The organism is Rheinheimera tangshanensis, from assembly GCF_014645135.1.
Classification (GTDB): Bacteria; Pseudomonadota; Gammaproteobacteria; order Enterobacterales; family Alteromonadaceae; genus Pararheinheimera; species Pararheinheimera tangshanensis.
In genome coordinates, this window is record NZ_BMLH01000005.1 from 68,274 (window position 1) to 94,075 (window position 25,802).

The window sequence follows — 25,802 nt, forward strand, 5'->3', positions numbered from 1 at the left end:
CAATGAATCACTATCAGGAAATAATTCGTCAGGGCCTGTGGAAAAATAATCCAGGGTTAGTGCAGTTATTGGGGCTTTGTCCTTTATTAGCAGTCACCTCCAGTTTAACCAACGCCTTAGGCTTAGGTTTGGCTACTATGCTGGTGTTATTGTGCACTAATACTGTAGTGTCGCTTATTCGTAACTATGTACCGAATGAAATCCGTATCCCGGTTTTTGTGATGGTCATCGCGTCTGTGGTCACAGTCATTGAACTGTTGATGCACGCCTTTCTATACAACCTGTATCAGGCCTTGGGTATTTTTATTCCGCTTATTGTCACCAACTGCATAGTGATTGGTCGCGCCGAAGCCTATGCCTCCAAGAATGCCGTGTTACCGGCTGCTTTTGATGGTTTGATGATGGGCACAGGTTTTGCGTTAGTGCTTTGCACTTTAGGAGCCATTCGTGAAGTGATAGGTGCTGGTACTCTATTCGCCGGTGCCGATTTATTGCTGGGCGATTGGGCAAAAGTACTGACCATTCATTTATATCAGGCCGACCATCAGTTTTTATTAGCGATTTTGCCACCTGGCGCCTTTTTAGTGATGGGATTTTTGATTGCAGGTAAAAATGCTATAGATGCCCGAGCCGCAGCCAAAGCTAAACCTGCAGAGCAGAAAATCAGCAGAGCACGGGTCACGCAAGTGTCCGCCCAGTGAAACGCTTAGAGATTTAAACAGAACCCAATGAATAAAGAAAAACGCATTCAGATTTTACAGCGCCTGCGGGAGAATAACCCTAAACCCACCACTGAGCTGGAGTTTAATTCACCTTTTGAATTACTGGTGGCCGTGTTGTTATCAGCTCAGGCCACGGACGTTAGTGTCAATAAGGCCACCCGCCTGCTCTACCCTGTCGCCAATACGCCGCAGGCTATTTTTGATTTGGGCGTGGATGGAGTAAAGCAGTACATCAAAACCATAGGGCTTTTTAACTCCAAAGCAGAAAACCTGATTAAAACCTGTCGTATTCTGCTGGATAAGCACAATGGCGAAGTGCCGGAAAACCGTGAAGCCTTAGAAGCATTGCCTGGTGTAGGCCGCAAAACGGCTAATGTGGTTTTAAATACAGCCTTCGGTTGGCTCAAGGATAACGAGGGCAAATACTTTATCGCGGTCGATACTCATATCCAGCGCGTCGCCAATCGCACCGGCTACGCTAAAGGCAAAACGGTTGAAGAAACGGAACAAAGTATTATCCGCAACACGCCAAATAAAGAAGAATTTATGTTCGACCTTCACCACTGGCTGATTTTGCATGGCCGCTATACCTGCGTGGCACGCAAACCTAAATGTGGCTCTTGTATCATTGAAGACCTTTGCGAGTTCAAAGAGAAAACAGAAGAGTAAACTTATTATTCAGGGCGCCAGTTCAACGTCACGCCCTTATAAACTTTACACTCTGATTATTATTGGATCGCAGATACGGACTGCACAACCTCTTGTGCACCTTTTTCTATATCCATAATAATGCTGGACAGCTGCACTATTTTTTCTCCATTTTGGCTGCTTAAGCCATCTATAGAGTTAATTGCTTGCATCACCTGGTCCGTGACGTCAAGGTTTCTTGCCACAACCTTAGCTATGTCATTCGTTGCAGCACTGGTTCTGGAAGCCAAAGACCTGACTTCATCTGCAACTACGGCAAAACCGCGCCCCGCCTCACCAGCCCTTGCCGCCTCGATAGCAGCATTCAGAGCAAGCAGATTAGTCTGCTCTGCAACAGAGCGGATCATAGTCACCATACTGGAAATTTCTTTTGCCTGATCACTCAATCGTTGAATAACCTGATTAGTCGCCAAAACGGTTTCAGATATTTCGCTCGCCAGATCTAAAGAGAACCCAATATGACTTTTCCCTTGTTCAGCGATATTAAATGTCTGTAATGCTGTGTCATGGGCAATCTGAGCCGCTTGTTTTGTCCTCATGGCTTGCATAACCCGGTCGGTAATGACGGTGGCAAACTTTATCACTTTGATGATATTGCCAGTGTCATCTTTTACCGGGTTATAACTGGCCTCAAGCCATATCTCACGGCCTCTGGCATCGTAGCGCTTAAACTTACCCGAGCTAAGTTTGCCTCCCGCCAGATTTCTCCAGAACTCTGGGTTCTCCCTGTAAAAACTATCATCACAAAACATCTTGTGGTGCTTGTTAATAATGTCAGAAAGTTGATATCCCATGACCTGCAGGAAGTTGTCGTTGGCATGAACAATTTCACCATCAGGGGTAAATTCGATAATAGCCATCGCTTTGTCCAGCGCAGAATATATAGCATGTTGATCAGCCAGATCCGCGGTTTGCTCTGTTACATCCGAAGCAATTTTAATAACGTTTGTGACTTTTCCGTCGTGGTTGTGAACGGGAAAATAAGTCGCCTCCAACCAAATAGACTTTGCAGCCTTAGTTTTTCTGCGAAATGTTCCATGCTTAGCTTTTCCAGAGGCGAGCTCAGACCAAAAGTTCTTATACTCATAGCTTGAAGAATAGTGGGAGTCACAAAAAATTGAGTGATGTTTACCTACTATTTCAGATAACGAATAACCGACAGTCAGCAGAAACAATTCGTTCGCATTCTGGATATAGCCATCAGGCGAGAACTGTATAAATGCAACACTACCTTTAATGGCTGAAATCACAGAGTGCGCCTCTGACAACTCCTTCCTTAGTCTTTCGTTTTCTAATTTAATTGTTTTGTTAAACATCTTTAGGCTGTTTCGATTCAAGTGTATTTGGTGATTATACAGTAATAATTCAAAAAAGTATCATTTTTGCAATTTTTGCCGAATTTGCGATATTTAAGACTTTTATAATCTACACCGCAATACGCTGATAATCAGACCAATATTCAGGAACAGAGTCGTTGACCCTGATAGTTTCACTCCTGACCTTTCAACGCGCCCCCATCCTTCATGATGCAGCATGACTAGGATGATGGTTGTGCTTGCGAAGTCTGAAGATAATCAAGGAAATGCCGGGCTGTTGCCGATAGCGGGTTGTCTTTGCGCCATACTACGGACCAATGCCGCAGAATAGGGAAATCTTTCACTTGCATTATGCCGAGCCCGGCTTGCAGCAAGGCGCTTGAGTCTAATGGCACAGAGTTTTGGCTAGTGGCAGCCGCTGCATAGCGGCCAGGCCATAAAGCAGGTTGTACGGCCAACTGCGACAAGACAGCGATACCTAAACCAGCCGCCACCGAATGTTTTATGGCTTCATTACTGCCTAAACTCATCACCACATTAGGTTTGAAGTTGTGCTTTGTGAAATGCTGCTCCGCTGCCATGCGGGTGCCACTACCCGGCTCGCGCATCAACCAGCGCTCGTTGCTTAAATCACTGAGATCAACAGTTTTGTTGACTAAAGCATGTTTTGAAGAGGCGATAATGACTAGCGGATTAATCTGGAACTGCATCCGATCCAAAGGTAAGTCATCTGGAGGCATCATCATCACCGCCAGATCGTCCATGCCTTGAGTAAGGCGCCCTACCACTCTGTCTCTGTTTTCAATAGCCAGCTCAATTTCTACACCCTGATGCGCAGCAGAAAATGGTCCTAATAAGTCAGGCACAAAGTACTCTGCTGTCGTCACCGCCGCAATGCGCAGACGCCCACTGATCAAACCGTTAATTTCTGCAATTCTGGATTCAAAGCGCTGCCAACACGCAGCTACTTCACGAACCGCTTTGTACAACTCTTCACCGGCCTGAGTTAAGCGAATTTGTCTGCCTGTAGTTTCGAATAATCGCTGCCCAGTGGTGATAGCTAACTCCCGCAACTGCACAGATACCGTAGGTTGACTGACATAGAGTTCCTGTGCTGCTTTGGTCACAGATAACAAACGTGCTGTGGCTTCAAAAGCCCGCAGTTGCTGTGGAGTAATACGCTGAAATCGGGCAAGAGTTAAGGCTGGCATCAAAGAAACTCAATCAGATCAAACACAACCCCAATTTATAGCTTTAAAGCTATAGATTCAATTAGAACAAAGTATTTTTATTTATACATCCATTCACATAAAGTGCGCTCAATCGCAAAATGGAGTGTCAAATCATGAGTAACGAATGCCTTTATCACGAAATCAATAAAAACCACAGTAGTCAGCAGCACAGTGCAGATGTCGCTATCACTGTAGCGATGGGAGATGGCATAGGTCCGGAAATCACCCGGGCTACGTTAAAAGTTTTAAGCGCTGCTAAAGCGCGGATCGTGACTGAATCTATTGATATTGGCGAACAGGTCTATCTGGCGGGTCATAGCTCAGGTATCAGACAAGATGCCTGGCAAAGCCTGCGCCGGACCAAAGTGTTTCTCAAAGGTCCTATCACAACTCCCTCGGGCTCTGGTTATAAAAGTCTGAACGTTACCATACGTAAAACACTGGGGCTTTATGCCAATGTCAGACCCTGCATCAGCTACTCACCTTATGTGCATACCTTACATCCGGATATGGATCTGGTGATCATCAGGGAAAACGAAGAGGACTTGTATGCCGGTATTGAGCACCGGCAAACCGATGAGGTGTATCAATGTCTTAAACTGATCACAAGGCCTGGCTGTGAGAAAATAATCCGCTACGCCTTTGAATATGCCCGTAATCATGGCCGCAAAAAAGTCACCTGTATGGTGAAAGACAACATCATGAAAATGACCGATGGTTTGTTTTATAAGGTGTTTCAGGAGATTGGCGCAGAATATCCCGATATACTACAAGACCGCTATATCATAGATATAGGCAGCGCCCGCCTGGCGACACGGCCAGAGCTTTTTGATGTCATAGTCACCAGCAACTTATATGGTGACATCATCAGTGATATCGCCGCTGAACTGTCCGGCAGTATTGGCTTAGCGGGCAGTGCCAATATAGGTGAGCATGTGGCGATGTTTGAGGCGATTCATGGCTGTGCTCCTGATATTGCAGGTCAGAATATCGCCAACCCCAGTGGCTTATTACTGGCGGCAGTGATGATGCTGGTGCACATAGGTCAGGCGGATATAGCGCAAAAAATACATAACGCCTGGTTAAAAACTATTGAAGATGGCATTCATACCAAAGACTTAAAAAGTGAGTACACCAAGGTGCTGGTTACAACCGACCAATTTGCCGAAGCTGTGATAGCACGGCTGGGAACCGAACCTCAGAGATTTAGCGCCGTGAGTTATCAGAATTCAACTCAACAGCAAAAAGCTGTGACTGTCGCTTACCAACCGCAGGCCGCTGCAGAGAAAATTCTGGTCGGCGTTGATGTTTTTTTACATCAGCACCAGCACAGTGCCGACGAACTGGCGCAGCATCTGAAGCAGCTGGAAACGACAGAACTGGAGCTACAAATGATCACCAACAGAGGAGTCAAAGTCTGGCCTGATGGCTTTCCTGAAACCTTCTGCACCGATCACTGGCGCTGCCGTTTTATGCTCAGGCCTGGTCTGACACAACTCGCTTACAGCGACATTATCCGCCTGCTTAGCCAAATCTCGGGCGATAAGTTGGATGTGATAAAAACTGAGAACCTGTGCAGCTTTAATGGTGAGCCGGGTTTTACTTTAGGACAAGGGCAATAGATGACGCAGAAAGAGCAACGGGCGTCATTGCTGACCAAACATCATAAGTTGCCGCTGATAACACCAGCCTTAGCACAGGCTGGTGTTATAGTGGAGCTGACAGACAGCTTTGATACAGATACTTTGGGCACCTTTTCCGGTGAAGTCCCACGCACACTCAGCCCGCTGGATTGCGTAAAAACCAAAGCTAAACTGGCCTGTCAAATCAGCGGTTTGAGTTTTGGCATAGGCAGTGAGGGCAGCTTTGGTGGCGGCCCGGCACCAGGTTTAATCAACTGGGACCATGAACTCTTGTGCTGGTATGACAGCAGCAGGGGTCACTACATCATTGCCTCAGCCAGTGGCCCTGTGCCCTTGTCTGATCTCGAAACCGATCAGCTTAATTTGCTCCATCAGCATCTGCTTCAGCATGATGCAGCTCAAGGCTGGATCATCAGTCACAGCACAGGGGTGATCAAAGGCCTGACAGGCTTTAGCGCAGTCGTTCAGGCTTTGCAGCAAACTAAGTTACTGAAATCAGAAACGCAGCTTACTCAAAGCCTTCGTCTATCTCCCGATTTACGCGCGCACTTTTGTCCATCCCGGCAGCAGTATATTCAGCAAGCGGCAGCACAGCTGGCTGAACGCTTGCAGGCCCTTTGCCCGAAGTGCCAAGCACCCGACTTTTGGCGCAAAGAGCTGCAATTGGGCCTGCCCTGCTCCGTCTGCACCTATCCAACGCAGCGCGTGAAATACTTTCTGAAAAAATGTGATTGCTGTGGTCATACCGAGCAGGAGTTTCCATCTGAAGCTTTTGCTGATCCAGCCTATTGCCCGCTTTGTAATCCTTAATCAATGACCACGAAGTACCGGAGTTAAATTGTGTTGAATACCCTCATGTTACACTCAGAACTGCCTGAGGATTTGGAGACTGCGGCTGAGCTCCTGAAGCAAGGCAAGCTGGTTGCTGTGCCAACAGAAACAGTCTATGGCCTGGCGGCGGATGCCTGCAATAAAAGCGCAGTGAATAACATCTTTGCCGCTAAAGGCCGACCTTCTGATCATCCGCTGATAGTGCATCTGCATGCCTCAAGCGCTCTGCACGACTGGGCACAAGATATCCCGGCAGAGGCTTTTGCTTTGGCCGACGCCTTTTGGCCGGGCCCTCTGACTTTGTTACTGAAAAAAGCCGACCATGTGGATAGTGTTGTGACCGGAGGTTTGGATACCATAGGTTTACGGGTGCCCGCTCATCCGGTGTTACTCAAGCTGTTAGCCAGCCATCAGCTCGCAGTGGCAGCGCCATCGGCCAATCCATACAAACAATTAAGCCCCACCAGCGCACAGCAGGTGATGGAAACTATGGCAGGTAAATTAGATGCCGTGCTGGACGGTGGGGATTGTGAGTTTGGCCTTGAATCTACTATTGTCAGTTTGGTTGATGGCACGATTCAGGTGCTGCGCGCAGGCCCCATCAGTTCAGATCAGTTAGAAAAAGTGCTGGGGCAGAAGGTGCAGAGCCCTTTGCAGCATCAGGTAAAAGTTTCAGGCAATGTGGCCGCTCATTACCAGCCCAAAACCAGTTTACGTTGTGTCTCAGCCACACAGCTCGATGAATTACTGACTGGTACAAAGTTAAAACTTGCGGTGCTGTCGTTCAGTAATTTGTCCTTCAATGCACAACCGTACTGGCACACCACTATGCCAACGAATGCGCAGGATTATGGCCGTGTCTTGTATAAGCAGCTTTATCAGGCCGATCAGAGTGGAGCTGAACTTATCCTGCTGGAACTGCCCCCAGCGGGCTATGAATGGGCTGCAGTGCAAAACCGACTACAGCGTGCGGCTTATCAGGAAGACTAAGAGATAACAGACTGTCGATACAGAGGCACAGCCCGTCCTGTTTTTGCAATGCGACTGTGCTCCCCTGCATATCGGCATGCTAAAATCGGTGAAAAAGTCGATGAAGGAAATTTTATGCGCATTTTACATACCATGCTTCGCGTGACGAACTTAGAACGCTCTCTGGCCTTTTACACTGAAGTATTGGGCATGAAACTGTTACGTACTTCAGAAAATCCTGAGTACAAGTACACTTTGGCCTTTGTTGGTTTTAGTGATGAAAGCGAAGGTGCGGTGTTGGAATTGACCTACAACTGGGGTGTGGACAGTTACGAGTTAGGCACGGCTTATGGTCATATAGCACTGGAAGTAGACGACATTTATGCAGCTTGTGAGTTGATACGCGCTAAAGGTGGCGTGATCAGCCGCGAACCTGGCCCGGTCAAAGGCGGCACGACCGAAATCGCCTTTGTGCGCGACCCGGACAACTACGCCATTGAACTTATCCAGAAAAAAGCCAGCTACGTTCAGCTGTGATCAGCGGATAGCAAAAAGGAGCCGATTGGCTCCTTTGTCAATGGCTCGCTGGCTTATTCCAGCTCAATCCAGATTTTGTCGTTCAGCGACATCGCCAGATTGTTATCATAATAAGCCGCTTCATTGATAAAAGTCGGATACACCACCGTATCACCGTCGTAAGGCACTTCAGTGCCATCAAATAAAGTGAAGATCGGATCACCAGGGTGGATAGGATGATAATCCTTATCCTGCACATTTTTGTGCACCATGCCCAAACGTTCGCCTTTTTCATTCATCGGCAACTTAATACTGTGCAAATACAGATAAGCTTCAGTGCGTTTTGGCAGCTCTGGCAGGCTCTGGGTGTTGTACAGCTCCACAAAGTCCAGAATATGGGCCGTCATTTGTTGCATTTGCTCCAGCACGTCCTGACGCAGCACAGACTGAGATTGCGGTCCTACTTCGACGATCACCCCATAACGGCCCAGCGTACACATCAGCGCGTGATCTTCAGCCGCTAAATGGTCTTCATCACGGGAAATAATAGCTTCGGGCATTTTCATCTTCACATAAGCGGCCAGCTGATTATAAAAAGGCCCGGCTTGCGTCATGATCAGACAAGCGCCCATATTGCTGGTGGTATTGTGTAAATCAATCACCAGATCGGTTTTGGCATTGCCTTTTGGCCCCAGAATCTCATTGATCACTTTGGCGCGGCTTTGCTCGTAGTTGGTCAAATCAGGGTTTGCCAAATCAACAGTTTTAAACTGACGGTTTAAGTCGCTATGGATATAACGCTTGTTGGCTTTAAAGGCTTCAGGATTGGCAAACACAGTGCTGGTTTCAAAGCTTGGGCGCTGGATCAAAGCCGGGTTGGCCTGGTACTGACGAATGGCATAAATACCGGAGAATTCGTTGCCGTGGGTGCCGCCCACTATCGCAACCTTAGCAATTTTAGTCATAAAGCTTACCTCAGGAGAAGATAGCGATATTATGCCCAGTCATGCCAAAAAATGCAGCTCATTTAACTTTAAATGCTGATTTTATGCATAAAAATGAAAAATAGTGCTTAGAAATTAAGAGGTTTTAGAAATGAATTAAGCTGCAGGACGCGAATTATTAATCATCAATACCGGAATACGTTGCTGTGAAGCATGTTTCGATAAAGCCGCATCCAGAATATCGCTGGCCTGACAGACACATTTGCCACATTGAGTACCTACACCCAAATTCTGCTTCAGCTCACGCATAGAACAAGCACCTGCTTCGACCTGTTGGCGAATGGCTTTATCTGTAACGGCTTTACAAAGACAAACGTACATAAATGCACCTGCGAATTGAACTGCGTGCATCATAATCTAATCAAGAATTGTTATCAATAGCTTTGCGGGTAAAAAATAAAGGGCAGAACTTCTACCCTCTATTTTATTGGAAATAACTGTTATTCGTTGTCTTGTGTCGCTTCAATCAGAGTTTCAGCGAACTCTTCAGGGCCAATCACCACACCAGGTTCCTGCGCGTGTGGGAATACTGCGATAGCTAACTCGTCACCATCTAAGCCGTTGGTCCATTTGTCTAACCAGGTGGCAATATCAACTGCCTGAGCCTGACACTGAGCCCAGTCACCATTGATCCACAGTTCAGCTAATTCAGCATGTGGCCATACCGGAATGCAACGCTCTTCGTCCGCATCAACCAATACAAAACCTTCTTCATCAACCAGGATCCAGATCTTTTCCAGATCGGCTACTGCCTGAATGAAGTAGTCGTAACGCTGTTCAGCGTCCAATAAACTGAGTTTGTTTAAATCGTCAGGTGTTAATTCGTAGTTCATTGCAATCCCCTTGGAGCGCCACAGAAAAGGCGCACATAATGACTGAAAAGGTCGTTATCGACCAGTAAATTCTTTGTTTATACTCGTCGCCCTTAAAGCAGCAACTTTGTTGACTGCAACATCGAGTCACTTGAGTATAAAAAGCTTTATACTGGTTTTACCTCACGCACCGGTACTTGTGGATAACACACATCCATATTGCCGTTGCCTTTATGCTGATAAAACACATGGGTACGAGAGCGTCGCTCGGCCAGTGACTGTGAAAATTCTGAACTGGTGGTGCTTAGCCATTCCAGTTGTAGCTGGCGATCTGGCGCTAAATCAGAGCCTAAACGGGCTTGTTTAATCACAGAACGAGCGGTCGCAGAACCTATAACCCCACCATCTGCAGTGTCGCCACGGCGAATACGATTCAAGGCATACTGGCCCCAAATCACCTTCCCAAAGGCCGACATATTTTTATCCAGATGACGTGGCGCCTGCCCCATCATAATGGCAATGTCTGCCACAGCAGTGTCAGGTTCATTGGCTCGAGCCATATTGACTACACCAGGGCAATGCACCAACCATTCCTGATTTTGCTCACGAGCCACAGCAAACCCCTGATTAAAGCCTGTTTCTTCTGCTAATAAATCGGGCCGCTGTACTAAAAGATAAGGATCGCCACTGCGAACTGGCCAGCTGAACTCTGCTTTCATCGGCGTTAATTTGGCGCGGCTGCCCCACTCATGTTCCGGCACACCAAACTGAGCAACAAAACCTTCAATCACCCGATAAAAAGTCACTCCGTCATAAAATCCGGCTTTCACCAGTTCTTTCACCCGTTTCACATGTTCAGGTGCAAACGCAGGCGCCAACAAAATTACAATACGGCCTTGATCGGTCTCCAGATACAGCAAATTATCTTGCGGCAACAACTGCCACGCAGAATTTACAGCCGCAGCAGGCGCTGCTGTAGTGGCTGTTGTTGGGGTTTGCTGCGCGGCCGCACTGCCAAGCCCCAGCGCCACAACCAAAGCACAAAAAGATATAACTCTCATCAGAACTCCAAAAAACAATTCAAACCGCAGGCATCAGGCCTATCACTACAGCATAACGCACGCCTTTGCCAAAACCTACCAGCAGCACAAACCAGAGCAGACGAACCCTGAGCACACCAGCTACCAGTGTCAGAGGATCACCAATCACAGGCAACCAGGCCAACAATAACGACGGCAAGCCCCAACGTTGAAACTGAGAGCTGGCTTGTTCTATTTGTGTTGGCTTGAACATAAACCAGCTTTTGTGTTGAAATAAAAGCAATTGCCGGCCCAGATACCAGTTCAGCACAGAACCAAGCGTATTAAACACTGTTGCTATGCCCCACAACAGCAAGGCCGGATAACCTTGAGTTAATAACCCAGCCAGTACCAGCTCAGAGCCAAAAGGTAATAAAGTGGCTGATATAAAAGCACTGAAAGCCAGGCTTAGGTAAGGCCAGAGCAACTCGGTCATCAGGCGAGTAAATAGGCCATGCTTAACCGCAGCCAGAACAGCAATAGCATCAGAGCGCCAAACACATACACGGCAAAACGCAGACGCACATGGTTAGCTCCGACATGAATAAAAGCATGAACCAACCGGCTAAGGACAAATAATCCGCCCAAAACCACTAAAGTCAAATCAGCCAAAGCAAACTGCAATGCAAAAACTACAGCAAATAAATACAACATGGGTAACTGGAACTGATTATCAAAATTGCGGCTGGCTGTGATCACTTGCTCGTTGGCGCCAGTTAAATCCATCAGTTTGAACGCTTTAAACGGCAGCTCACGGTTTTTCGCCGCTTTAAAACGACGTTTGCCCATCAATACCATCATAAACAACGTGAGCAGCACCTGCACCAGCACAGTCCCAAATAGCAACTTATCCATTTTATCCCCTTAAATTCAAACGCTTAAAATGGGGTCAGATCACATTGTTAACCGTTAACAATGTGATCTGACCCCATTTTTATATCGGTAGGCAGTGTACGTCAATTGTCTTCTTACTGTCATCTTCCGACGTTAGGCTACGCCAGACTAATGCTTTTGGTTATACTGCGCCGGACTTTAATTTACGAGACCACGCAGATGGCGCAATTGTATTTTTATTATTCAGCGATGAACGCTGGTAAATCGACTTCTTTACTGCAAAGTGCTTACAACTATCAGGAAAGAGGTATGACGGTGGCGCTGTTTACCGCCGCTATTGATGACAGATTCGGTGTTGGCAAAATCAGTTCTCGCATTGGATTGTCCATGGATGCGCAGATTTTCGACGCTGACTTTGACTTTATCCAAGCCTGTAAAAAGCTGAAACAAAAAGGCACTCTGGACTGCGTGCTGATAGATGAAGCGCAGTTTTTATCTAAAGCTCAGGTCAAGCAACTGACGTATGTCGTCGACGATTTAAATATACCTGTGTTGGCTTTTGGCCTTAGAACAGACTTTTTAGGCGAAACCTTTGCCGGCAGTCAGGCCTTGCTGGCATGGGCAGACAAGTTAGTGGAATTAAAGACGGTTTGTCACTGCGGCCGCAAAGCCAACTTCGTAGTGCGACTGGATGAACAGGGCAACGCCGCTACCACAGGCAGTCAGGTGCAAATCGGTGGCAATAATCATTATGTCTCTATGTGCCGCGCCCACTTTAAAGCGCTGGTCTGGAGGGATGAACAGGAGTAATTCAATGCGGGTTTTGTATGGTGTGCAGGCAACAGGCAATGGACATATCAGCAGAGCCCGCGCTGTGGGAAAATACCTTCAGGCCGAAGGCATAGCAGTCGATTTCTTATTTTCCGGTCGTCCGGCTGATCAATTATTTGATATGCAGCAATTTGGCGACTATCAGCTGAAAGCAGGCCTGACTTTTGTGACAGAACAAGGCCAAATTAATTATTTAAAAACAGCTTTGCGCGCCAAACCTCTTGAACTGTGGCGTGATATACGGCAACTGGATTGTTCGCCTTATGATCTAGTCCTAACCGACTTCGAACCTGTCACCGCCTGGGCGGCGCGGCTTCAGAAAAAGCGCTCTGTTGCCTTTGGCCATCAGTACGCGTTTTTACATCAAATTCCACAAGCTGATTCCACGCCACTGAGTCGTAGCATCTTTAAATTTTTTGCACCAGGCCAACAACAAATTGGCTTACACTGGCATCATTTTAATCAGCCTATTTTGCCACCTATTGTTGATTTAGAGCCTGCGGAAAATACCGCAGAGCCGGACAAAGTGCTGGTCTATCTGCCGTTTGAAGATCAAAACAAAGTGCTGCAGTGGTTACACCCTTTAACTCAGTACCAGTTTTATCTGTATGGCCCGGGGTTGAGTAAAAGCCAAAGTGGGCATATTCAATGCTCAGGCCCTTGCGTAGAACAGTTTAAACATGACTTGAGGCAATCTTACGCGGTGATCAGCAACGCAGGTTTTGAGCTGGTCAGCGAAGCATTGCAACTGCAAAAACGCATCTTAGTCAAAGCATTACAAGGCCAAATGGAGCAGCAATCCAACGCACTGGCACTGAACCAACTGCAGCTGGGCCAAAGTACTAAGATTTTGAATACAGATGTGATCAAAACCTGGTTAACCTCACCATCACACAGCAGTAAAGTGCAGTATGCCAATGTGGCGCAGGCATTAGCTAAATGGATCCGCGCCGGTGCCTGCCCTACTGAATTAAGCCAGATGAATTTATGGCACGACAGGTCAGCCCAGACTTAAAGGCTCTCATCGCAAAATAAAGTTACATATTCTTATTCCCGGTGTCGCTGAGTGTTGTGGTAGGCTAGCGGCTGTTAGCGTGAGAGTTGAGTTCAGTGGTATCCAAGCGAGCATTTTACCGGTCTAAAAAAGTTCTGGTCATCGAAGATTACGAACAAGTGATAGCGTACATGAAAAGCATGTTGGCGCTGATTGGTTTTGACCAGGTTGTAGTAGCCCGTAACGCTGAAACTGCAATGTCAGCCTGTCGCAGAACCGACTTCGACTTTATTTTATGCGACTATAACTTAGGTGTAGGCCGTGACGGTTATCAGCTATTTGAAGCGCTAAAAGCAGAACACTGCCTGAAACACAGCTGTTGTTTTATTGTGATTAGCGGCGAACGTCATCGCCAGTCTGTGTATGGCATGATTGAATTCCTACCGGACGATTATCTGCTCAAACCTTTTAGTTACGCCGAACTGGAACGCCGTATTGATCGGGCTTTTCAGGTAAAACGCGCATTAAAATACGCTTATCAAATGATTGCTGAAGAAAACTATCCGGATGCAATTCAGGCCTGCGATATCGCCTTAGAGCAATACCCCGTTCACCATACTTATATTCAGCGCCTCAAAGGCGAGTTGTTAGTCAAAGTAGGCCGCTATAAAGAGGCTGAAGCGCTGTATAGCGAGGTGTTGGCTTTTCGGGAGTTGCCTTGGGCTAAGTTAGGTATAGCGGTAGCCAAAGGCTATCAGGAACAGGATACCGAAGCGGAAGGCATGTTAATTGAGTTAGTCGACCAGCCCGAAACTAAAATTGAAGCACTGGATTGGTTAACCCGACTTTATTTAAGCCAAAACCGTGCTGAAGACGCTTTTAATACGGTGCGTGTTGTGGCTGAAGCATCTCCGAAAAACTATCTGCGCCAGCACGTATTAGCTAATTTAGCCGTGATCAACAACCAGCCTGATTTAGCAGTACGGGTACACAGCAAACTACTTGAAGCGGCAAAGTACTCCATTTATGACACAGCCGACAATATGCTGAACTACGCCCGCGCTATGATCCAAAATGCGCAAGGCTTGTCTGTGCGGGACAAACGCACCGTACTTGGCAAAGTGGATTACTTTTTAAAAGATGTAAAAAAACGTTTTAACCCAAGCAGTTACGAGCATGACAAACTAGTCATTGAAGCAAGGGTTGCGATACTGGACGGCAAAACAGATAAAGCAAAGGCTCTACTTCAAGAAAGTGAAGAGCTCAGTTTAGGTAAAACCTTGTCGCCTTCGGCATTGCTGGACAGAGCCAGAGCTTATTTTGAAAGCGGAAATCTTGCGATGAGCGACCACTATATGGGTAGTTTAAATACCCTGTCGCAAAGTGCAGATTTGTACAACAAAGCACTAAATATGATGTTTTTATCCGAACAGGATAAGTACAGCCATAAAAGATCAACTATGATGGCAAGCCACAACGCAGGTATGGAAGCCTACAGCCTGGGCCAATACTCAGAGGCCATCAACTACTTTATTGAAGCACAAAAAAGCATGCCAGCCAACGCCAGCATCGCGATGAACTTACTACAAGCCATCAGCCAGCGCGGCCGTTTAAACGAAGATTTAATCTACCTCGCCCACAAATGCATGAACGTGATAGACGACGCCGAACTACCCAAAGATCAACGCAAAAGATACAGTTTTATCAAAGAACAAATTCAGCAGATGTTGTAAAATGACGTCAGATCACATAGTTAACAGTTAACCATGTGATCTGACCCCATTTTTATTTTTTGTAGGTAACAAATGAGAATTTTGGTCACTGGTGGCGCAGGTTTTATTGGCTCCAATTTAGTCCGATTTTTACTGAGTCAGCCCGGTACTCAAGTGGCCAATCTGGACAAACTTACCTATGCAGGCAATTTGCAGTCCTTGCTGGATATTCAGCACTCAGCCAACTATCACTTTTTTCATGTGGACATCACAGATAGCAAGCGTCTGAATGATGTATTTGATCTGTTCCAACCTGAAGCTGTGATGCACCTTGCTGCAGAATCTCACGTCGACCGTTCAATTGATAACGCAAGCGCTTTTATTCAAACCAATATACAGGGCACCTTTCAGTTGCTTGAGACTAGCCTGCGCTATTGGAAGAACTTAAGCAAGCAGACACAAAAAGCCTTCCGTTTTTTACATGTGTCTACAGACGAAGTTTTTGGCGATCTGGATGGCACTACAACCAAGTTCAATGAAAACACTCCTTATGCTCCAAGTTCTCCTTATGCTGTATCAAAAGCTGCAGCCGATCATTTAGTGCGTAGTTGGCATCGCACTTACGGTTTACCAGTGTTAATCAGTAACTGTTCTAACAACTACGGTCCCTATCAGTTCCCAGAAAAACTAATACCACACATGCTTTTATCAGCAATCAAGGGCAAAGAATTACCCATTTATGGTGATGGTCAACAGAGCCGTGACTGGCTGCATGTTGAGGATCATGTCAGTGCGTTATGGACAGTGCTAAAACACGGACAAATTGGTGAAACTTACCTGATTGGCGGCAGTGCAGAAAAAACTAACCTGAGCGTAGTAAAAACTATATGCTCTCTGTTGGATAAGCTGCGGCCTTTATCAACAGGGAATAGCTATAACCAACAAATCAGTTTTGTTGCCGACAGGCCTGGTCATGACAGAAGATATGCAGTGGATACTACAAAAATCTCACAGCATTTGCATTGGCAGCCATCATATAACTTTGAAACCGGACTTCAGCAAACTCTGAACTGGTACCTGAGTAACCAGCAATGGTGGCAAAATATACTGTCTGGCAATTATCAGATTGAACGCAAAGGTCTTGCTGAGAATAAATGATGACAACATATAAAGGCATAGTACTGGCTGGCGGTTCTGGTACCAGGTTATACCCACTGACATTATCCATGTCAAAACAGCTGCTGCCTATCTACGATAAACCAATGATTTTTTACCCCATATCCGTACTTATGCTGGCTGGGATACGTGAAATACTGATAGTGACAACAGCTGAAAGTCTATCCGACTTTAAAAATCTGCTCGGTACAGGTGAAGATTTCGGTGTCGAATTTACTTATGTAATTCAGCAAAAACCCGAAGGTATAGCTCAGGCGCTTATTCTGGCCGAGCCATTTCTTGCAGGCTCTCCTTGCTGCTTAGTGTTGGGTGATAATATTTTTTATGGTCAACATTTTGTTGAACTCCTGAATCAGGCAACACGAGTTGAACAGGGCTGCACAGTTTTTGCGTACCACGTTACAAACCCACAACGTTTTGGCGTAGTGGAACTAGACGCAGAAATGAAAGTGCTGAGTATCGAAGAAAAACCTAAACAGCCAAAATCAAACTATGTAGTCACTGGCCTGTATTTTTTTGACAGTACGGCTGTTGCAGTAGCGAAGACTCTTTCCCGCTCCAACCGCGGCGAATTCGAAATCACTGATGTGATCAGAAGTTACATAAGCAATAATAAGTTAAACGTGAGTTTACTTGGTCGCGGTTTTGCGTGGCTGGATACAGGAACCTATGACTCGTTATTAGATGCGGGCCACTTTGTAGAAACTATAGAAAAACGTCAGGGTTTAAAAATAGCCTGTCTTGAAGAAATAGCCTACAGAAAAGGTTGGCTCAGCAAAGAACAAGTTATCGCCAGAGCTCAGCTATTTCAACAAAACGCCTATGGGAAATATCTTTTGGATACAGCAACTTAGCTGCAATCTTTAACGGAGATAAACAAACAACTTAACGAAAATGACTACTTTGCAGATATATATTCAAAAATTGCACTTAAGATCTTTAGTAATTGTTTCTATAAAATCAACATAGACAACGGCGTCATATTTTTGAATCATTTCAGCTATGAATTTCGGATCGTTTGAAGTGTAGATAAAAATTTTAATATCTCTGCTATGAAGCCAATTCATATATCTTGGATTGTTTATCGCTGATTCAGCACTCAATGCCACAAAATATGGTTTCAAAAAAAACACCTTAAACATTTGATACAGTACTCCCGTGTAGCCAATATCTACGTTTAGTATAGGATTTTTTATTCCATAAATAGCAGCTCTAGCATAGTCAGCAACACTGAATATCTCGACATAAACTCGTGAGTTGTAACCAAGATCATTAATAAGAGAAAAATCATTGGTCTTATCTGTAAATAATAAAACGTCAGGATTAGTAGCGAGAATATTACTTATATCTGCGCCAAAAAGAACACTGTATTTTTCATGAATTTTATGATCATTAATTTCTGCAACAGACAGTGAATTACTTCCCTGCTCAGGATAAGCAATTATTTCTTTAAAGAACAGCCAGTCGTGAGCAGCGACTAATACTCCGTCTTCTGATGTAATCAAGTCTAATTCAATAGCCCTTATTCCTCTCGATATTGATAGTTCAACAGCTTCGCGGGAGTTAGTGTAAGTGTTGCATTCAATTCCCCCTCCGGCATGCGCTATGAATCTATAGGCATCTTCTTGAGGGTAAGGAGATATTTTTATCAGGCTAAAAATATAAAACCTACTAATAGAAAATATAGCAAATAAAATTAAAATAGAAAAAAATATCTTTTTCATCAATAACTCTCCCCTACATGTAAATCAATATAATAAGGAGGGGGAGGTCCGTTAAATCCGAGAGAAATATCTCGTACCCACGTTTGAGATCTTTCAGCAACATGACTCCTGTAACCTGAACTACCTAAACCAAAAGTGTTTACATTTATCTCAAAGCCCATAGAATCGAAAACAGTGAGCGGCAGATCAAAAGGAGTTAAATTTTTAGATTTCAACTTGGCACCCGATGGAGTATATATCTTGCTAAACACATGCCTTTTAACAGACAAAGATGGAAATCCCCCCATAAAAAGATGGTCGCCCATGATCATTAACACTGTGTTTTCCAGCACCCCATATTCTTTAATTTTCGTTATGAAATCAGCAAGCGAATCACTATTGCATCGAATAACGTCTGTTATCTGGATGCCATATTGTTCAATACAACGTTCTGACGGAAACCCTCTAGGTGCGTGGTTATCGTAAGTCATAATCGTAACACTAAATTTTTTTTGTGGATTTTTATGTAGCTCTAGTATCCTAGCTAAGGAAAAATCTAATACATCTTCATCATTTTGCTGCTTTTTACTTAATTTCCCATTAATATTTTTTATAACGCTGTAATCGTAAATTACGGCATCACCATGATGAGAAAAAAAGTTACCCACACTACTAAAGGTAGCATCATGCCCAACAATAAACTCCGAATGATAACCATTGTTTTTAAGGAAATCATCAAAACATAACGCATTTTTGAAGGGCGTAAGTATATTGAAATTTTGAGATATTGCGCCAGTAAATAACGGGGCAGCACATCGAGTTGATACAACTGAGCCCATGGTATAGCCATTTACCAAAGGTTCAATAAAAAAATCTTCCATAAAAAGAGTAGCTGATTCTAAACGCTTAAGTATTTCGACGTTTTTATATTCCTTTTCAGTACTTTCAGTGTAAATCCAAATAATATTCTTATTGTTACTGCCTAATATGACATCGCCGTTGCTCGGTTTCGAGTAATTTTCCTCAAAAAAATTAGACCATCGGCCCGATAGGCCAGTTTCGAAATTTCCTATAAATATTTTCACAGACACAAAAACAATGAACAAAATGAAAACAAAATACGCAACAACCTTAAGAATGGTTACATTAATTCGCCTATTTAACATGATAAAAAAAGTTATAATGGCAGGGCAAATTACAACCAGCTTTATAAATGTAGGAAGAAACAGATGACTAAACGAAAACACTCCACCTAGATGAAATGTAGCTATTACATTTCCAATATCTTGAACGCCAAAAAGACGCACCATCGCAACACTTAAAAAAATTAGTGCAATAGGTATGTAAATAACGAAAAACTCTAATATGACTTTCACAAAAAACCTTAAAATTTATAAAACCAGATACATATCGTTTAATAAAAAATAAATCATATCCCTAACATAGAGTATATTTAACATTTTTCATGTTATATAGAATTCAACATCTAGGTGAACAAGTAAATTGCAGTTTGGCCGAGATACTAAATTTAAGACATAGATTAACTCAATGTATAACCGTTGGGGTTACTTTTTTGCCAATTCCAGCTGTCTCTCACTATATCTTCCAGAGTCTTTTCTGTGTGCCAGTTCAATACCGCCTTTGCTTTGGATGGGTCGGCAAAATAGCGAGCCACATCACCAGGACGGCGTGCAACAAACTGATAAGGCACGGCAACCTGATTCACATCTGCAAAGCACTTCACTATATCCAATACAGATAAAGCTTCACCGCTGCCTAAGTTAAAACAATCAAAGCCTGGTCCGTTAGAAAGATGCTGCAAAGCAGCCACATGACCAGCTGCCAAGTCTGTTACATGAATATAATCTCTCACCCCTGTGCCGTCTGCTGTTGGATAATCATTACCAAAAATCTGCAGCTGCGCACGTTTACCCACAGCGACTTGCGTGATAAACGGCATCAAATTGTTAGGAATGCCGTTTGGGTCTTCGCCAATACGACCACTGACATCTGCACCAACAGGATTAAAATAACGCAATACAGCAATATTCCAGCTGTTATCTGACTGATACAAGTCCTTTAATACCCACTCCGTCATCAGCTTAGACTGACCATAAGGGTTCATTGCCACCGTAGGTGTAGTCTCTGGCAATGGACTATTTTGCGCGTCGCCATACACTGTGGCAGACGAGCTAAATACCAGATTTTTTACACCAAACTTCGCCATCACCTGACAAAGTTTAATAGTGCCACCGACATTAGTTTCGTAGTACAACAAAGGCTTTTGGGTCGATTCCCCTACCGCTTTTAGGCCAGCAAAATGTACGACGGCTTTCACAGGATACTGCTCAAACACTGCTGCTAGAGCATCAGCATCTAATACATCACCTTTAATCTGAATCACAGACTTGCCAGTCAGCTGCTCCACCCGCTTTAACGACTCTGGGCTGGAGTTGCTGTAATTATCGAAACTTACTACCTGCTCACCTGCACGCAGCAAAGCCAATGACGTATGGCTGCCGATATAACCTGCGCCGCCGGTTAATAAAACATAACTCATTGTAGTCCCTTCTAATTAACCTGAACGGCTGAAAACGAACGTAAAGCTCGTTCTAGTTGCTCTTGCCAGGATAATACCGGCAAAGATAATGTATTTCGCAATAAAGTACTGTCCAAAGCGCTAAACCTTGGACGCATTGCCGCTTGAGCAAAATGACCCGAGTCGACAGCTACGATTTGCGCCTTATGACTAAGCAGATCCAGCGTTAATCCTAAGGCTTGAATTGCCAGAGCAAATTCATATCTGGAGCAATAACCTGAATCGGCCCAATGATAGATCCCTGACGTGACAACTTTAGTGCTGATCAGGTGCCAAATCACACAAGATAAACCATAGGCCCAGCAAGGTGAACCTTGCTGATCCTGAACCATCTGCAACATTTCTTTCGTCTGCATCAGCTTCAACATAGTCTTAACGAAATTAGAGCCGTAAGCTGAATACAACCAACTGGTACGGATAACCACGCTGGAATCAGCATACTCTTGTAACAACCAAAGTTCTGCCTCTCTCTTACTTTTTCCGTATTGATTGATAGGTTGTGACTGATCATGCTCCATGTAAGGTATGTTCGCCAAACCATCAAATACATAATCTGTAGAGATATGCAGTAATTTACTCTTCGTCAAAACGCAAAGCTTCTGCAGCTTTTGTACCAGATAAAAGTTACCCGCTATAGCGCGTTCAGGATAAAGCTCGGCTTGATCCACCAGATTATAAGCCACAGCATTAATCACCCAATCCGGAGAGAAGCAAATAAACAACTGTTTAAGTGCAGTGTCAGTCAGACAACAAAAATCAGCATAACTCAACACCTTTAGTTCAATAGACGTTGGTGCAGTTAATCTGAGTTCAGACGCCAGTTGCCCTGATTGCCCGAGCAATAATACCTTCGCCATTAAATGTGATCTGACCCCATATTTAAAAAGATGTCAGCATGAGCAAAAGTCGTAGCCTTAGCATCTTTAGCAGAAAGAATCGGAGCCTCCTTCAGAGGCCATTGTATTGCCAATTGCGGATCGTCCCATCGAATAGAGCGCTCAGAAGCCGGGTCGTAATACTGATCGGTTTTGTACAGCACCTCAGCATAAGTACTTAAGGTTAAAAAGCCATGAGCAAAACCTGCCGGAATAAAAAGTTGCTGCTTTTTGTCACTACAAAGCTCAATACCAAACCACCGGCCAAAACTTGCTGATTGTTGTCTTAAATCCACCACTACATCAAAAATGCGACCAGTTAACACCCTCAATAATTTGGCCTGTGGCTTGTTCAGTTGGTAGTGCAACCCCCTTAATACGTTTTGATAAGAACCAGATTGAGACTCTTGAACAAAGTCTATTCCTCTAAAAATTTGTGTTAATTCAGATGAACGACTTACCTCGAAAAAGTACCCTCTCTCGTCCCGAAATAACTGTGGATCCAGTAACAGCAATCCAGGTAAAGATAGAGAAGTAATGTGCATAATCAGTGATCTGCCGAAACTATCAAGAACCAATACTCCTGAACTAATAAGTCTGTAACTCTAAAGTAAAAAGCCCCTATCAAAAGAGGCTTTTATTATTTTAATAAGTTACCGTAAAAACGGTGAGCGCACTTCCGTTAAATCATTGAGGTTCATTGGTCTATTCAGCATTTGACCACCATCTCTTGATATTGGTATCCAAGGAATACGACCACGGCCTGTGGCTGATTTTAACGAGAACAAGTCAAACGGAATAGACACATAAAAACCTTTGGTAAAACTGCCTTCACCATATTCTTCTGACGACATATCAGTAATAGCAGCATAAGCCCCTACCACAATTCCACTGTCAAACCGTTTGGCAAAATCTACTGTTACACCTTTATCTTTAGCTAAGTACTGGCCCAAACTGGTCGTGATCAATGTGTCTTTTAAGAAAAAAGGTTCCCAGTAAAAGCTAACATGACCCGTCATAGTTTTATAGTCAAACAGTGCCACTTCACTGTCGTAGTCGCGTTGGCGTACATAGTTCAGATCCACACCAATGGCCAGCGATGAATCTAGCGGCTTATATAAAACCTCGCCACCAACACCAGCATACATAGTTTCTAAATAACCACCATAAGCTTGAGCATACCAATTATCGGCAAGCTCATCTTTCCAATGCCCGTATAAATTCTCCATAGTTACATCACTACGGCTTACATACTCACGAATATAGGTACGTACACGTGGCACATTATTATTAAAAGCATCAACTTTAAAATTAAAATCGTCGTAGTTAGTTAACAGGTTTACTTTCGCGGTAGTTTGTACACTAAAGTTGTTATTAAACTGATAACCGGCACCTAGTAACACCCCCCCCTGATACATATAAAAACGTTCAGGATTACCAAAAGTCTGGCTCCAAAAAATTTCAGCTCCATAACCAAAACCACTTTCACTGAGTTCAACAGCCCAAGGCTCGTTGCTTACTTCTGGCTCTTTTCTGCTATAACTGTCAGTTACCACTGCAGTTAAACTTTCTTTACGCACTGCTTTCACAAACTTTTCAGCGTCAATTACAGTTTCTACCTGTGGTAAACCAGCTTCCACTTCGACTATTCGATACTTTTTTACTTCTGCCGGTAAATGACTGGCTAATACCCTACCAATACGTTCTAACGCGACATGTTCATCCCGATAAGATATCTGACGGCCTGTCACCACTATTTCGTTATCTTTTAACGCATAGTTGATCACCATAAAACCAGCATTTAAATACAGGTCCCTGTTCATCTGTGTTCTATCTAAATTGTCAGTATTTGCAACTTGCACAGCAGGCACTACTTTCGGCGTTGGGTCTAACTTCAGTTGTTTTACCGAATTAAAGTCCACTTTATAGTTCACCCCAAAACCAAAGGTATTACCACGCATATAGTTCAGATTAAAATCAAGTGCATCTGAATAGGTATAGACAGCAGCAATGTTGTAAGCTGAATCCTGAACTAATGTACCAGCAAAATCGTTAACGTAATTATTACCGTCGTATTCCAGTTTTAGTAGCAATGGGTCCCACGGAGTCTGGTATTCAATGCCACCATATAGAGAAGCTGTACCTTTAAAAAACTTCTGGTAATCAACCTTGCCACCGGAACCACTGAACTCACCAGGCCGTACGCAAAAGCTATCTTTTAAATCACAGAACGGGTTGGTGATATTACCTTTGCTACCTAAATAACCCCAGCCTAAGCCAATATGAAAATCAAAGGGACCAATACGTTTACTGGCTGCTATATATTCGCTTTCAAATAAACCTGTGCCACCAAAGTCACGAAAACCTACCGATACATCAGGTAAAAACTCGCTTTCCTGCCAGAGCCTGAATTTAGCATCTATGCCTTTATCTTTATAAGTTTGATCGCCACTGAAATCAGGGTCATCACTATAAAGCCGGGTACGGACGTCTGTATAACGCACAGTAGCTTCCATCCAGGGAAACAGCTGCACAGAGGCTGACCACAAGCGGTATTCCTGACTGTCCTGATAATTTAAGCTAAATTTACCTGGTTCGTTATGTCGGGCTGTAGGCATTTGAATTAAACCTACGCCACCATGATTCATTTGGCTATAGCTTTTAGTTGAAGGCTCAAAACCCTGTTCTGCAGCGACCGAAGCGCAGTACAGTGACACTAAAGTGGCTAGATAAGACTTTTTCATGGTGCTACAACCTTATGAACCAATAAGTCTAAAATTTGCTGATTGATATCTTCAAATTCGGACGGTAAATGTCTAAGTTCCAGTGGAACAAATAAAGTAGCCCCAGCAGGAATAGCTTTAAACTCTCTGTTCCATAGGCCTACTTTAGCGATAAAAGGATCTGCATTAGCGGGTACTACATAAAGGAAAGAAGCACTTGCACCCTCTAGTAATTTTAAATCACTCAAATAATCTGCGGCCTCGCTGGCGTTTAGCAATAAAGTACTGCTATTTTCAACTGCGCCGAACAATGCAACAGTAGCAGGCTTCTCTGCAACGACCAACAAATACTGTCCCGCATCAATTAATGGGTTTAATGAAGTTTTAATTCTCACCGTATCAGGATCAAGCGGAAGCACTATCTTTTTAGCTAATTGAAGTGGCGTAAGCTCAAGCACTATTTTTTTAGTAGTTGCCGCCAGACCCTCATCACCATGCTGGGCATAATAGTTATGTAATTCAGTTAAGCGTTGTAAAAGTTTAGCTTTTTTCTGCTCTAAACTATGTATTTCTGTCGAAGATAAACTATAAAAACTGGCAGACGGCCAGTACAAATTAGCACTAGTATTCACGCCAGCAACTAAATCACTTAATCTTGGCTGCTGTGCATAGTCTAAAAACACATCGTTAAATTGCACTCTCACCACTGGATTCGCCTGAAGCGTTAAGCTACAGGAAACAACAATAAATAACAGCAAAAAGCGATAGATCATTTTCTATTCCCTGCATTCCTGATACCTAGAAGACGACCTGCCGAACTGATGAAAGTAAGCTCCAGCTCAGGCCAAAACGGTGCAATAGTCTGTTTAGTCTTTAGCAAATAACCACTGCTCAAGTCATACCAAAACAGATTGATAGCTGTTGTACCATCGGCAAACGTAACTTGTTCTGTGACTAATTTTGTTTGAAAGCTATGCTCCAACAACTCAAGGCTTGTTACTTCAACTTGTATAATTTCATAGTTACTTTGATAACCAGTTTCATTATTCTCAGACCAATCCGAGTGACTAGTCCATTGCTGCCCCTGGTTAATTTTTACCATAGCTTGCTTTAGTGGGTCTTGTGCTCTGTTGGATTGAAACATCAGGTTATTACTAAAACCCGTCGTTTTTACAACACGGCCTTTTTCTATGACCAACATGGCTTCATCCGCTGAAATCCATTTTTGTTGGTTATGCTCTAAAAAAGCTAAACCTAACACAGCTATCGGTTTGTTACCTACTTTGGCATAAAGCGCGTCAGCTTTACGTTCTGCTAGTTCAGCCCTAGTCAAAAAGGCATCTTCACCCTGAGAAAAGGCTAATTTCAATGTGTCGGTGTAAGTGCGTACCGTGCTGGAGCAACCTGACAACACCAGCATAGCTGTCAGCGAAAAAAATACAGCTGTTCTTAACATTGTGCATCCAATTCAACAAAAAACAGATAATAAAAAGCCGCCTGAAGGCGGCTTACGCATTAGCTCG

General features: G+C 44.1%; 27 protein-coding genes and 1 pseudogene. 11 read left to right on the forward strand and 17 right to left on the reverse strand.

Going from position 1 to position 25,802, the window contains the following annotated elements:
* The first annotated feature begins 2 nt into the window (after window positions 1-2).
* Together IEW88_RS10955 and nth are read left to right on the forward strand one after the other, a co-directional pair.
* Window positions 3-701, forward strand: a complete 699-nt coding sequence (locus tag IEW88_RS10955; protein ID WP_147904435.1) for an electron transport complex subunit E — start codon at window positions 3-5, stop codon at window positions 699-701.
* 27 nt (window positions 702-728) lie between these two features.
* Window positions 729-1,391 carry an endonuclease III gene (gene nth, locus IEW88_RS10960; protein WP_053424618.1) on the forward strand — a complete coding sequence of 221 codons (663 nt, stop codon included), beginning with the start codon at window positions 729-731 and terminating at the stop codon, window positions 1,389-1,391.
* Window positions 1,392-1,450: 59 nt separating this feature from the next.
* On the opposite strand, the gene IEW88_RS18880 is transcribed toward nth, so the two are convergent.
* From IEW88_RS18880 to IEW88_RS10970, 3 genes and pseudogenes are all read right to left on the reverse strand, one after another.
* Window positions 1,451-1,978, reverse strand: a complete 528-nt coding sequence (locus IEW88_RS18880; RefSeq protein WP_371870982.1) for a methyl-accepting chemotaxis protein — start codon at window positions 1,976-1,978, stop codon at window positions 1,451-1,453.
* Between the two features lie 6 nt (window positions 1,979-1,984).
* Window positions 1,985-2,746 (reverse strand): annotated as a pseudogene (locus IEW88_RS18885) (PAS domain-containing protein); the annotation flags it as partial.
* Window positions 2,747-2,967: 221 nt separating this feature from the next.
* Complete coding sequence (locus tag IEW88_RS10970) at window positions 2,968-3,957, reverse strand: LysR family transcriptional regulator (RefSeq protein ID WP_147904433.1); 990 nt, start codon at window positions 3,955-3,957, stop codon at window positions 2,968-2,970.
* A 134-nt stretch (window positions 3,958-4,091) separates the two neighbouring features.
* On the opposite strand from IEW88_RS10970, the gene IEW88_RS10975 reads away from it, so the two are divergent.
* The 4 genes from IEW88_RS10975 (at window position 4,092) to gloA (ending at window position 7,958) form a co-directional block, all read left to right on the forward strand.
* On the forward strand, window positions 4,092-5,600 hold the full coding sequence (locus IEW88_RS10975) for an NADP-dependent isocitrate dehydrogenase (protein WP_147904432.1): 1,509 nt from the start codon (window positions 4,092-4,094) through the stop codon (window positions 5,598-5,600).
* Window positions 5,601-6,431, forward strand: a complete 831-nt coding sequence (locus IEW88_RS10980) for a DUF6671 family protein (RefSeq protein WP_147904431.1) — start codon at window positions 5,601-5,603, stop codon at window positions 6,429-6,431.
* Between the two features lie 30 nt (window positions 6,432-6,461).
* Window positions 6,462-7,442, forward strand: coding sequence for an L-threonylcarbamoyladenylate synthase (locus tag IEW88_RS10985; RefSeq protein ID WP_229670444.1), 981 nt, complete (start codon window positions 6,462-6,464; stop codon window positions 7,440-7,442).
* Between the two features lie 114 nt (window positions 7,443-7,556).
* Window positions 7,557-7,958, forward strand: coding sequence for a lactoylglutathione lyase (gene gloA / locus IEW88_RS10990; protein ID WP_147904430.1), 402 nt, complete (start codon window positions 7,557-7,559; stop codon window positions 7,956-7,958).
* A 53-nt stretch (window positions 7,959-8,011) separates the two neighbouring features.
* Here the strand turns inward: gloA and IEW88_RS10995 are convergent, their stop codons facing one another.
* From IEW88_RS10995 to IEW88_RS11020, 6 genes are all read right to left on the reverse strand, one after another.
* Window positions 8,012-8,902, reverse strand: coding sequence for an aspartoacylase (locus IEW88_RS10995; protein ID WP_147904429.1), 891 nt, complete (start codon window positions 8,900-8,902; stop codon window positions 8,012-8,014).
* A 135-nt stretch (window positions 8,903-9,037) separates the two neighbouring features.
* Window positions 9,038-9,262 (reverse strand): bacterioferritin-associated ferredoxin, encoded by a 225-nt coding sequence (locus tag IEW88_RS11000; protein ID WP_053424611.1) that lies wholly within the window; start codon window positions 9,260-9,262, stop codon window positions 9,038-9,040.
* A 119-nt stretch (window positions 9,263-9,381) separates the two neighbouring features.
* Window positions 9,382-9,774: a DUF2750 domain-containing protein gene (locus tag IEW88_RS11005; RefSeq protein ID WP_147904428.1), complete on the reverse strand. Its 393-nt coding sequence runs from the start codon at window positions 9,772-9,774 to the stop codon at window positions 9,382-9,384.
* A 146-nt stretch (window positions 9,775-9,920) separates the two neighbouring features.
* Window positions 9,921-10,814 (reverse strand): peptidylprolyl isomerase, encoded by an 894-nt coding sequence (locus IEW88_RS11010; RefSeq protein ID WP_147904427.1) that lies wholly within the window; start codon window positions 10,812-10,814, stop codon window positions 9,921-9,923.
* 19 nt (window positions 10,815-10,833) lie between these two features.
* The gene (locus tag IEW88_RS11015; RefSeq protein ID WP_147904426.1) at window positions 10,834-11,268 is read right to left on the reverse strand and encodes a YqaA family protein; all 435 of its coding nucleotides are present in this window, start codon (window positions 11,266-11,268) and stop codon (window positions 10,834-10,836) included.
* On the reverse strand, window positions 11,268-11,687 hold the full coding sequence (locus IEW88_RS11020; protein ID WP_147904425.1) for an MAPEG family protein: 420 nt from the start codon (window positions 11,685-11,687) through the stop codon (window positions 11,268-11,270). The genes IEW88_RS11015 and IEW88_RS11020 overlap by 1 nt, the downstream gene beginning before the upstream one ends.
* Window positions 11,688-11,885: 198 nt before the next feature.
* On the opposite strand from IEW88_RS11020, the gene IEW88_RS11025 reads away from it, so the two are divergent.
* The 5 genes from IEW88_RS11025 (at window position 11,886) to rfbA (ending at window position 17,233) form a co-directional block, all read left to right on the forward strand.
* The gene (locus IEW88_RS11025) at window positions 11,886-12,476 is read left to right on the forward strand and encodes a thymidine kinase (RefSeq protein WP_147904424.1); all 591 of its coding nucleotides are present in this window, start codon (window positions 11,886-11,888) and stop codon (window positions 12,474-12,476) included.
* 4 nt (window positions 12,477-12,480) lie between these two features.
* Window positions 12,481-13,512 (forward strand): MJ1255/VC2487 family glycosyltransferase, encoded by a 1,032-nt coding sequence (locus tag IEW88_RS11030; RefSeq protein ID WP_147904423.1) that lies wholly within the window; start codon window positions 12,481-12,483, stop codon window positions 13,510-13,512.
* 95 nt (window positions 13,513-13,607) lie between these two features.
* On the forward strand, window positions 13,608-15,224 hold the full coding sequence (locus tag IEW88_RS11035) for a response regulator (RefSeq protein ID WP_260394371.1): 1,617 nt from the start codon (window positions 13,608-13,610) through the stop codon (window positions 15,222-15,224).
* 72 nt (window positions 15,225-15,296) lie between these two features.
* On the forward strand, window positions 15,297-16,361 hold the full coding sequence (gene rfbB / locus IEW88_RS11040; protein ID WP_147904421.1) for a dTDP-glucose 4,6-dehydratase: 1,065 nt from the start codon (window positions 15,297-15,299) through the stop codon (window positions 16,359-16,361).
* Window positions 16,361-17,233 carry a glucose-1-phosphate thymidylyltransferase RfbA gene (rfbA, locus tag IEW88_RS11045; protein WP_147904490.1) on the forward strand — a complete coding sequence of 291 codons (873 nt, stop codon included), beginning with the start codon at window positions 16,361-16,363 and terminating at the stop codon, window positions 17,231-17,233. The genes rfbB and rfbA overlap by 1 nt, the downstream gene beginning before the upstream one ends.
* A gap of 63 nt (window positions 17,234-17,296) precedes the next feature.
* Here the strand turns inward: rfbA and IEW88_RS11050 are convergent, their stop codons facing one another.
* The 8 genes from IEW88_RS11050 to IEW88_RS11085 all read right to left on the reverse strand — a co-directional run bounded on the left by IEW88_RS11050 (window position 17,297) and on the right by IEW88_RS11085 (window position 25,735).
* Window positions 17,297-18,103, reverse strand: a complete 807-nt coding sequence (locus IEW88_RS11050) for a PI-PLC domain-containing protein (RefSeq protein WP_147904420.1) — start codon at window positions 18,101-18,103, stop codon at window positions 17,297-17,299.
* The gene (locus IEW88_RS11055; protein WP_147904419.1) at window positions 18,103-19,458 is read right to left on the reverse strand and encodes a sulfatase-like hydrolase/transferase; all 1,356 of its coding nucleotides are present in this window, start codon (window positions 19,456-19,458) and stop codon (window positions 18,103-18,105) included. Before IEW88_RS11055 ends, IEW88_RS11050 begins: the two co-directional genes overlap by 1 nt.
* 164 nt (window positions 19,459-19,622) lie before the next feature.
* Window positions 19,623-20,642 (reverse strand): UDP-glucose 4-epimerase GalE, encoded by a 1,020-nt coding sequence (galE, locus tag IEW88_RS11060; protein WP_147904418.1) that lies wholly within the window; start codon window positions 20,640-20,642, stop codon window positions 19,623-19,625.
* A gap of 11 nt (window positions 20,643-20,653) precedes the next feature.
* Window positions 20,654-21,538, reverse strand: a complete 885-nt coding sequence (gene rfbD, locus IEW88_RS11065; protein ID WP_147904417.1) for a dTDP-4-dehydrorhamnose reductase — start codon at window positions 21,536-21,538, stop codon at window positions 20,654-20,656.
* Window positions 21,538-22,101 (reverse strand): dTDP-4-dehydrorhamnose 3,5-epimerase, encoded by a 564-nt coding sequence (rfbC, locus tag IEW88_RS11070; RefSeq protein ID WP_147904416.1) that lies wholly within the window; start codon window positions 22,099-22,101, stop codon window positions 21,538-21,540. Before rfbC ends, rfbD begins: the two co-directional genes overlap by 1 nt.
* Window positions 22,102-22,209: 108 nt before the next feature.
* Window positions 22,210-24,300 (reverse strand): YjbH domain-containing protein, encoded by a 2,091-nt coding sequence (locus IEW88_RS11075; RefSeq protein ID WP_147904415.1) that lies wholly within the window; start codon window positions 24,298-24,300, stop codon window positions 22,210-22,212.
* Window positions 24,297-25,052 (reverse strand): capsule biosynthesis GfcC D2 domain-containing protein, encoded by a 756-nt coding sequence (locus IEW88_RS11080; RefSeq protein WP_147904414.1) that lies wholly within the window; start codon window positions 25,050-25,052, stop codon window positions 24,297-24,299. Before IEW88_RS11080 ends, IEW88_RS11075 begins: the two co-directional genes overlap by 4 nt.
* Complete coding sequence (locus tag IEW88_RS11085) at window positions 25,049-25,735, reverse strand: YjbF family lipoprotein (protein WP_147904413.1); 687 nt, start codon at window positions 25,733-25,735, stop codon at window positions 25,049-25,051. Before IEW88_RS11085 ends, IEW88_RS11080 begins: the two co-directional genes overlap by 4 nt.
* Window positions 25,736-25,802 lie beyond the last annotated feature (67 nt).

Coding starts and splice junctions, on each gene's coding strand:
- IEW88_RS10955 (WP_147904435.1), top strand. CDS start 3: ATGAATCACTATCAGGAAATAATTCGTCAGGGCCTGTGGAAAAATAAT.
- nth (WP_053424618.1), top strand. CDS start 729: ATGAATAAAGAAAAACGCATTCAGATTTTACAGCGCCTGCGGGAGAAT.
- IEW88_RS18880 (WP_371870982.1), bottom strand. CDS start 1,978: ATGCAAGCCATGAGGACAAAACAAGCGGCTCAGATTGCCCATGACACA.
- IEW88_RS10970 (WP_147904433.1), bottom strand. CDS start 3,957: ATGCCAGCCTTAACTCTTGCCCGATTTCAGCGTATTACTCCACAGCAA.
- IEW88_RS10975 (WP_147904432.1), top strand. CDS start 4,092: ATGAGTAACGAATGCCTTTATCACGAAATCAATAAAAACCACAGTAGT.
- IEW88_RS10980 (WP_147904431.1), top strand. CDS start 5,601: ATGACGCAGAAAGAGCAACGGGCGTCATTGCTGACCAAACATCATAAG.
- gloA (WP_147904430.1), top strand. CDS start 7,557: ATGCGCATTTTACATACCATGCTTCGCGTGACGAACTTAGAACGCTCT.
- IEW88_RS10995 (WP_147904429.1), bottom strand. CDS start 8,902: ATGACTAAAATTGCTAAGGTTGCGATAGTGGGCGGCACCCACGGCAAC.
- IEW88_RS11000 (WP_053424611.1), bottom strand. CDS start 9,262: ATGTACGTTTGTCTTTGTAAAGCCGTTACAGATAAAGCCATTCGCCAA.
- IEW88_RS11005 (WP_147904428.1), bottom strand. CDS start 9,774: ATGAACTACGAATTAACACCTGACGATTTAAACAAACTCAGTTTATTG.
- IEW88_RS11010 (WP_147904427.1), bottom strand. CDS start 10,814: ATGAGAGTTATATCTTTTTGTGCTTTGGTTGTGGCGCTGGGGCTTGGC.
- IEW88_RS11015 (WP_147904426.1), bottom strand. CDS start 11,268: ATGACCGAGTTGCTCTGGCCTTACCTAAGCCTGGCTTTCAGTGCTTTT.
- IEW88_RS11020 (WP_147904425.1), bottom strand. CDS start 11,687: ATGGATAAGTTGCTATTTGGGACTGTGCTGGTGCAGGTGCTGCTCACG.
- IEW88_RS11025 (WP_147904424.1), top strand. CDS start 11,886: ATGGCGCAATTGTATTTTTATTATTCAGCGATGAACGCTGGTAAATCG.
- IEW88_RS11030 (WP_147904423.1), top strand. CDS start 12,481: ATGCGGGTTTTGTATGGTGTGCAGGCAACAGGCAATGGACATATCAGC.
- rfbB (WP_147904421.1), top strand. CDS start 15,297: ATGAGAATTTTGGTCACTGGTGGCGCAGGTTTTATTGGCTCCAATTTA.
- rfbA (WP_147904490.1), top strand. CDS start 16,361: ATGACAACATATAAAGGCATAGTACTGGCTGGCGGTTCTGGTACCAGG.
- IEW88_RS11050 (WP_147904420.1), bottom strand. CDS start 18,103: ATGAAAAAGATATTTTTTTCTATTTTAATTTTATTTGCTATATTTTCT.
- galE (WP_147904418.1), bottom strand. CDS start 20,642: ATGAGTTATGTTTTATTAACCGGCGGCGCAGGTTATATCGGCAGCCAT.
- rfbD (WP_147904417.1), bottom strand. CDS start 21,538: ATGGCGAAGGTATTATTGCTCGGGCAATCAGGGCAACTGGCGTCTGAA.
- rfbC (WP_147904416.1), bottom strand. CDS start 22,101: ATGCACATTACTTCTCTATCTTTACCTGGATTGCTGTTACTGGATCCA.
- IEW88_RS11075 (WP_147904415.1), bottom strand. CDS start 24,300: ATGAAAAAGTCTTATCTAGCCACTTTAGTGTCACTGTACTGCGCTTCG.
- IEW88_RS11080 (WP_147904414.1), bottom strand. CDS start 25,052: ATGATCTATCGCTTTTTGCTGTTATTTATTGTTGTTTCCTGTAGCTTA.
- IEW88_RS11085 (WP_147904413.1), bottom strand. CDS start 25,735: ATGTTAAGAACAGCTGTATTTTTTTCGCTGACAGCTATGCTGGTGTTG.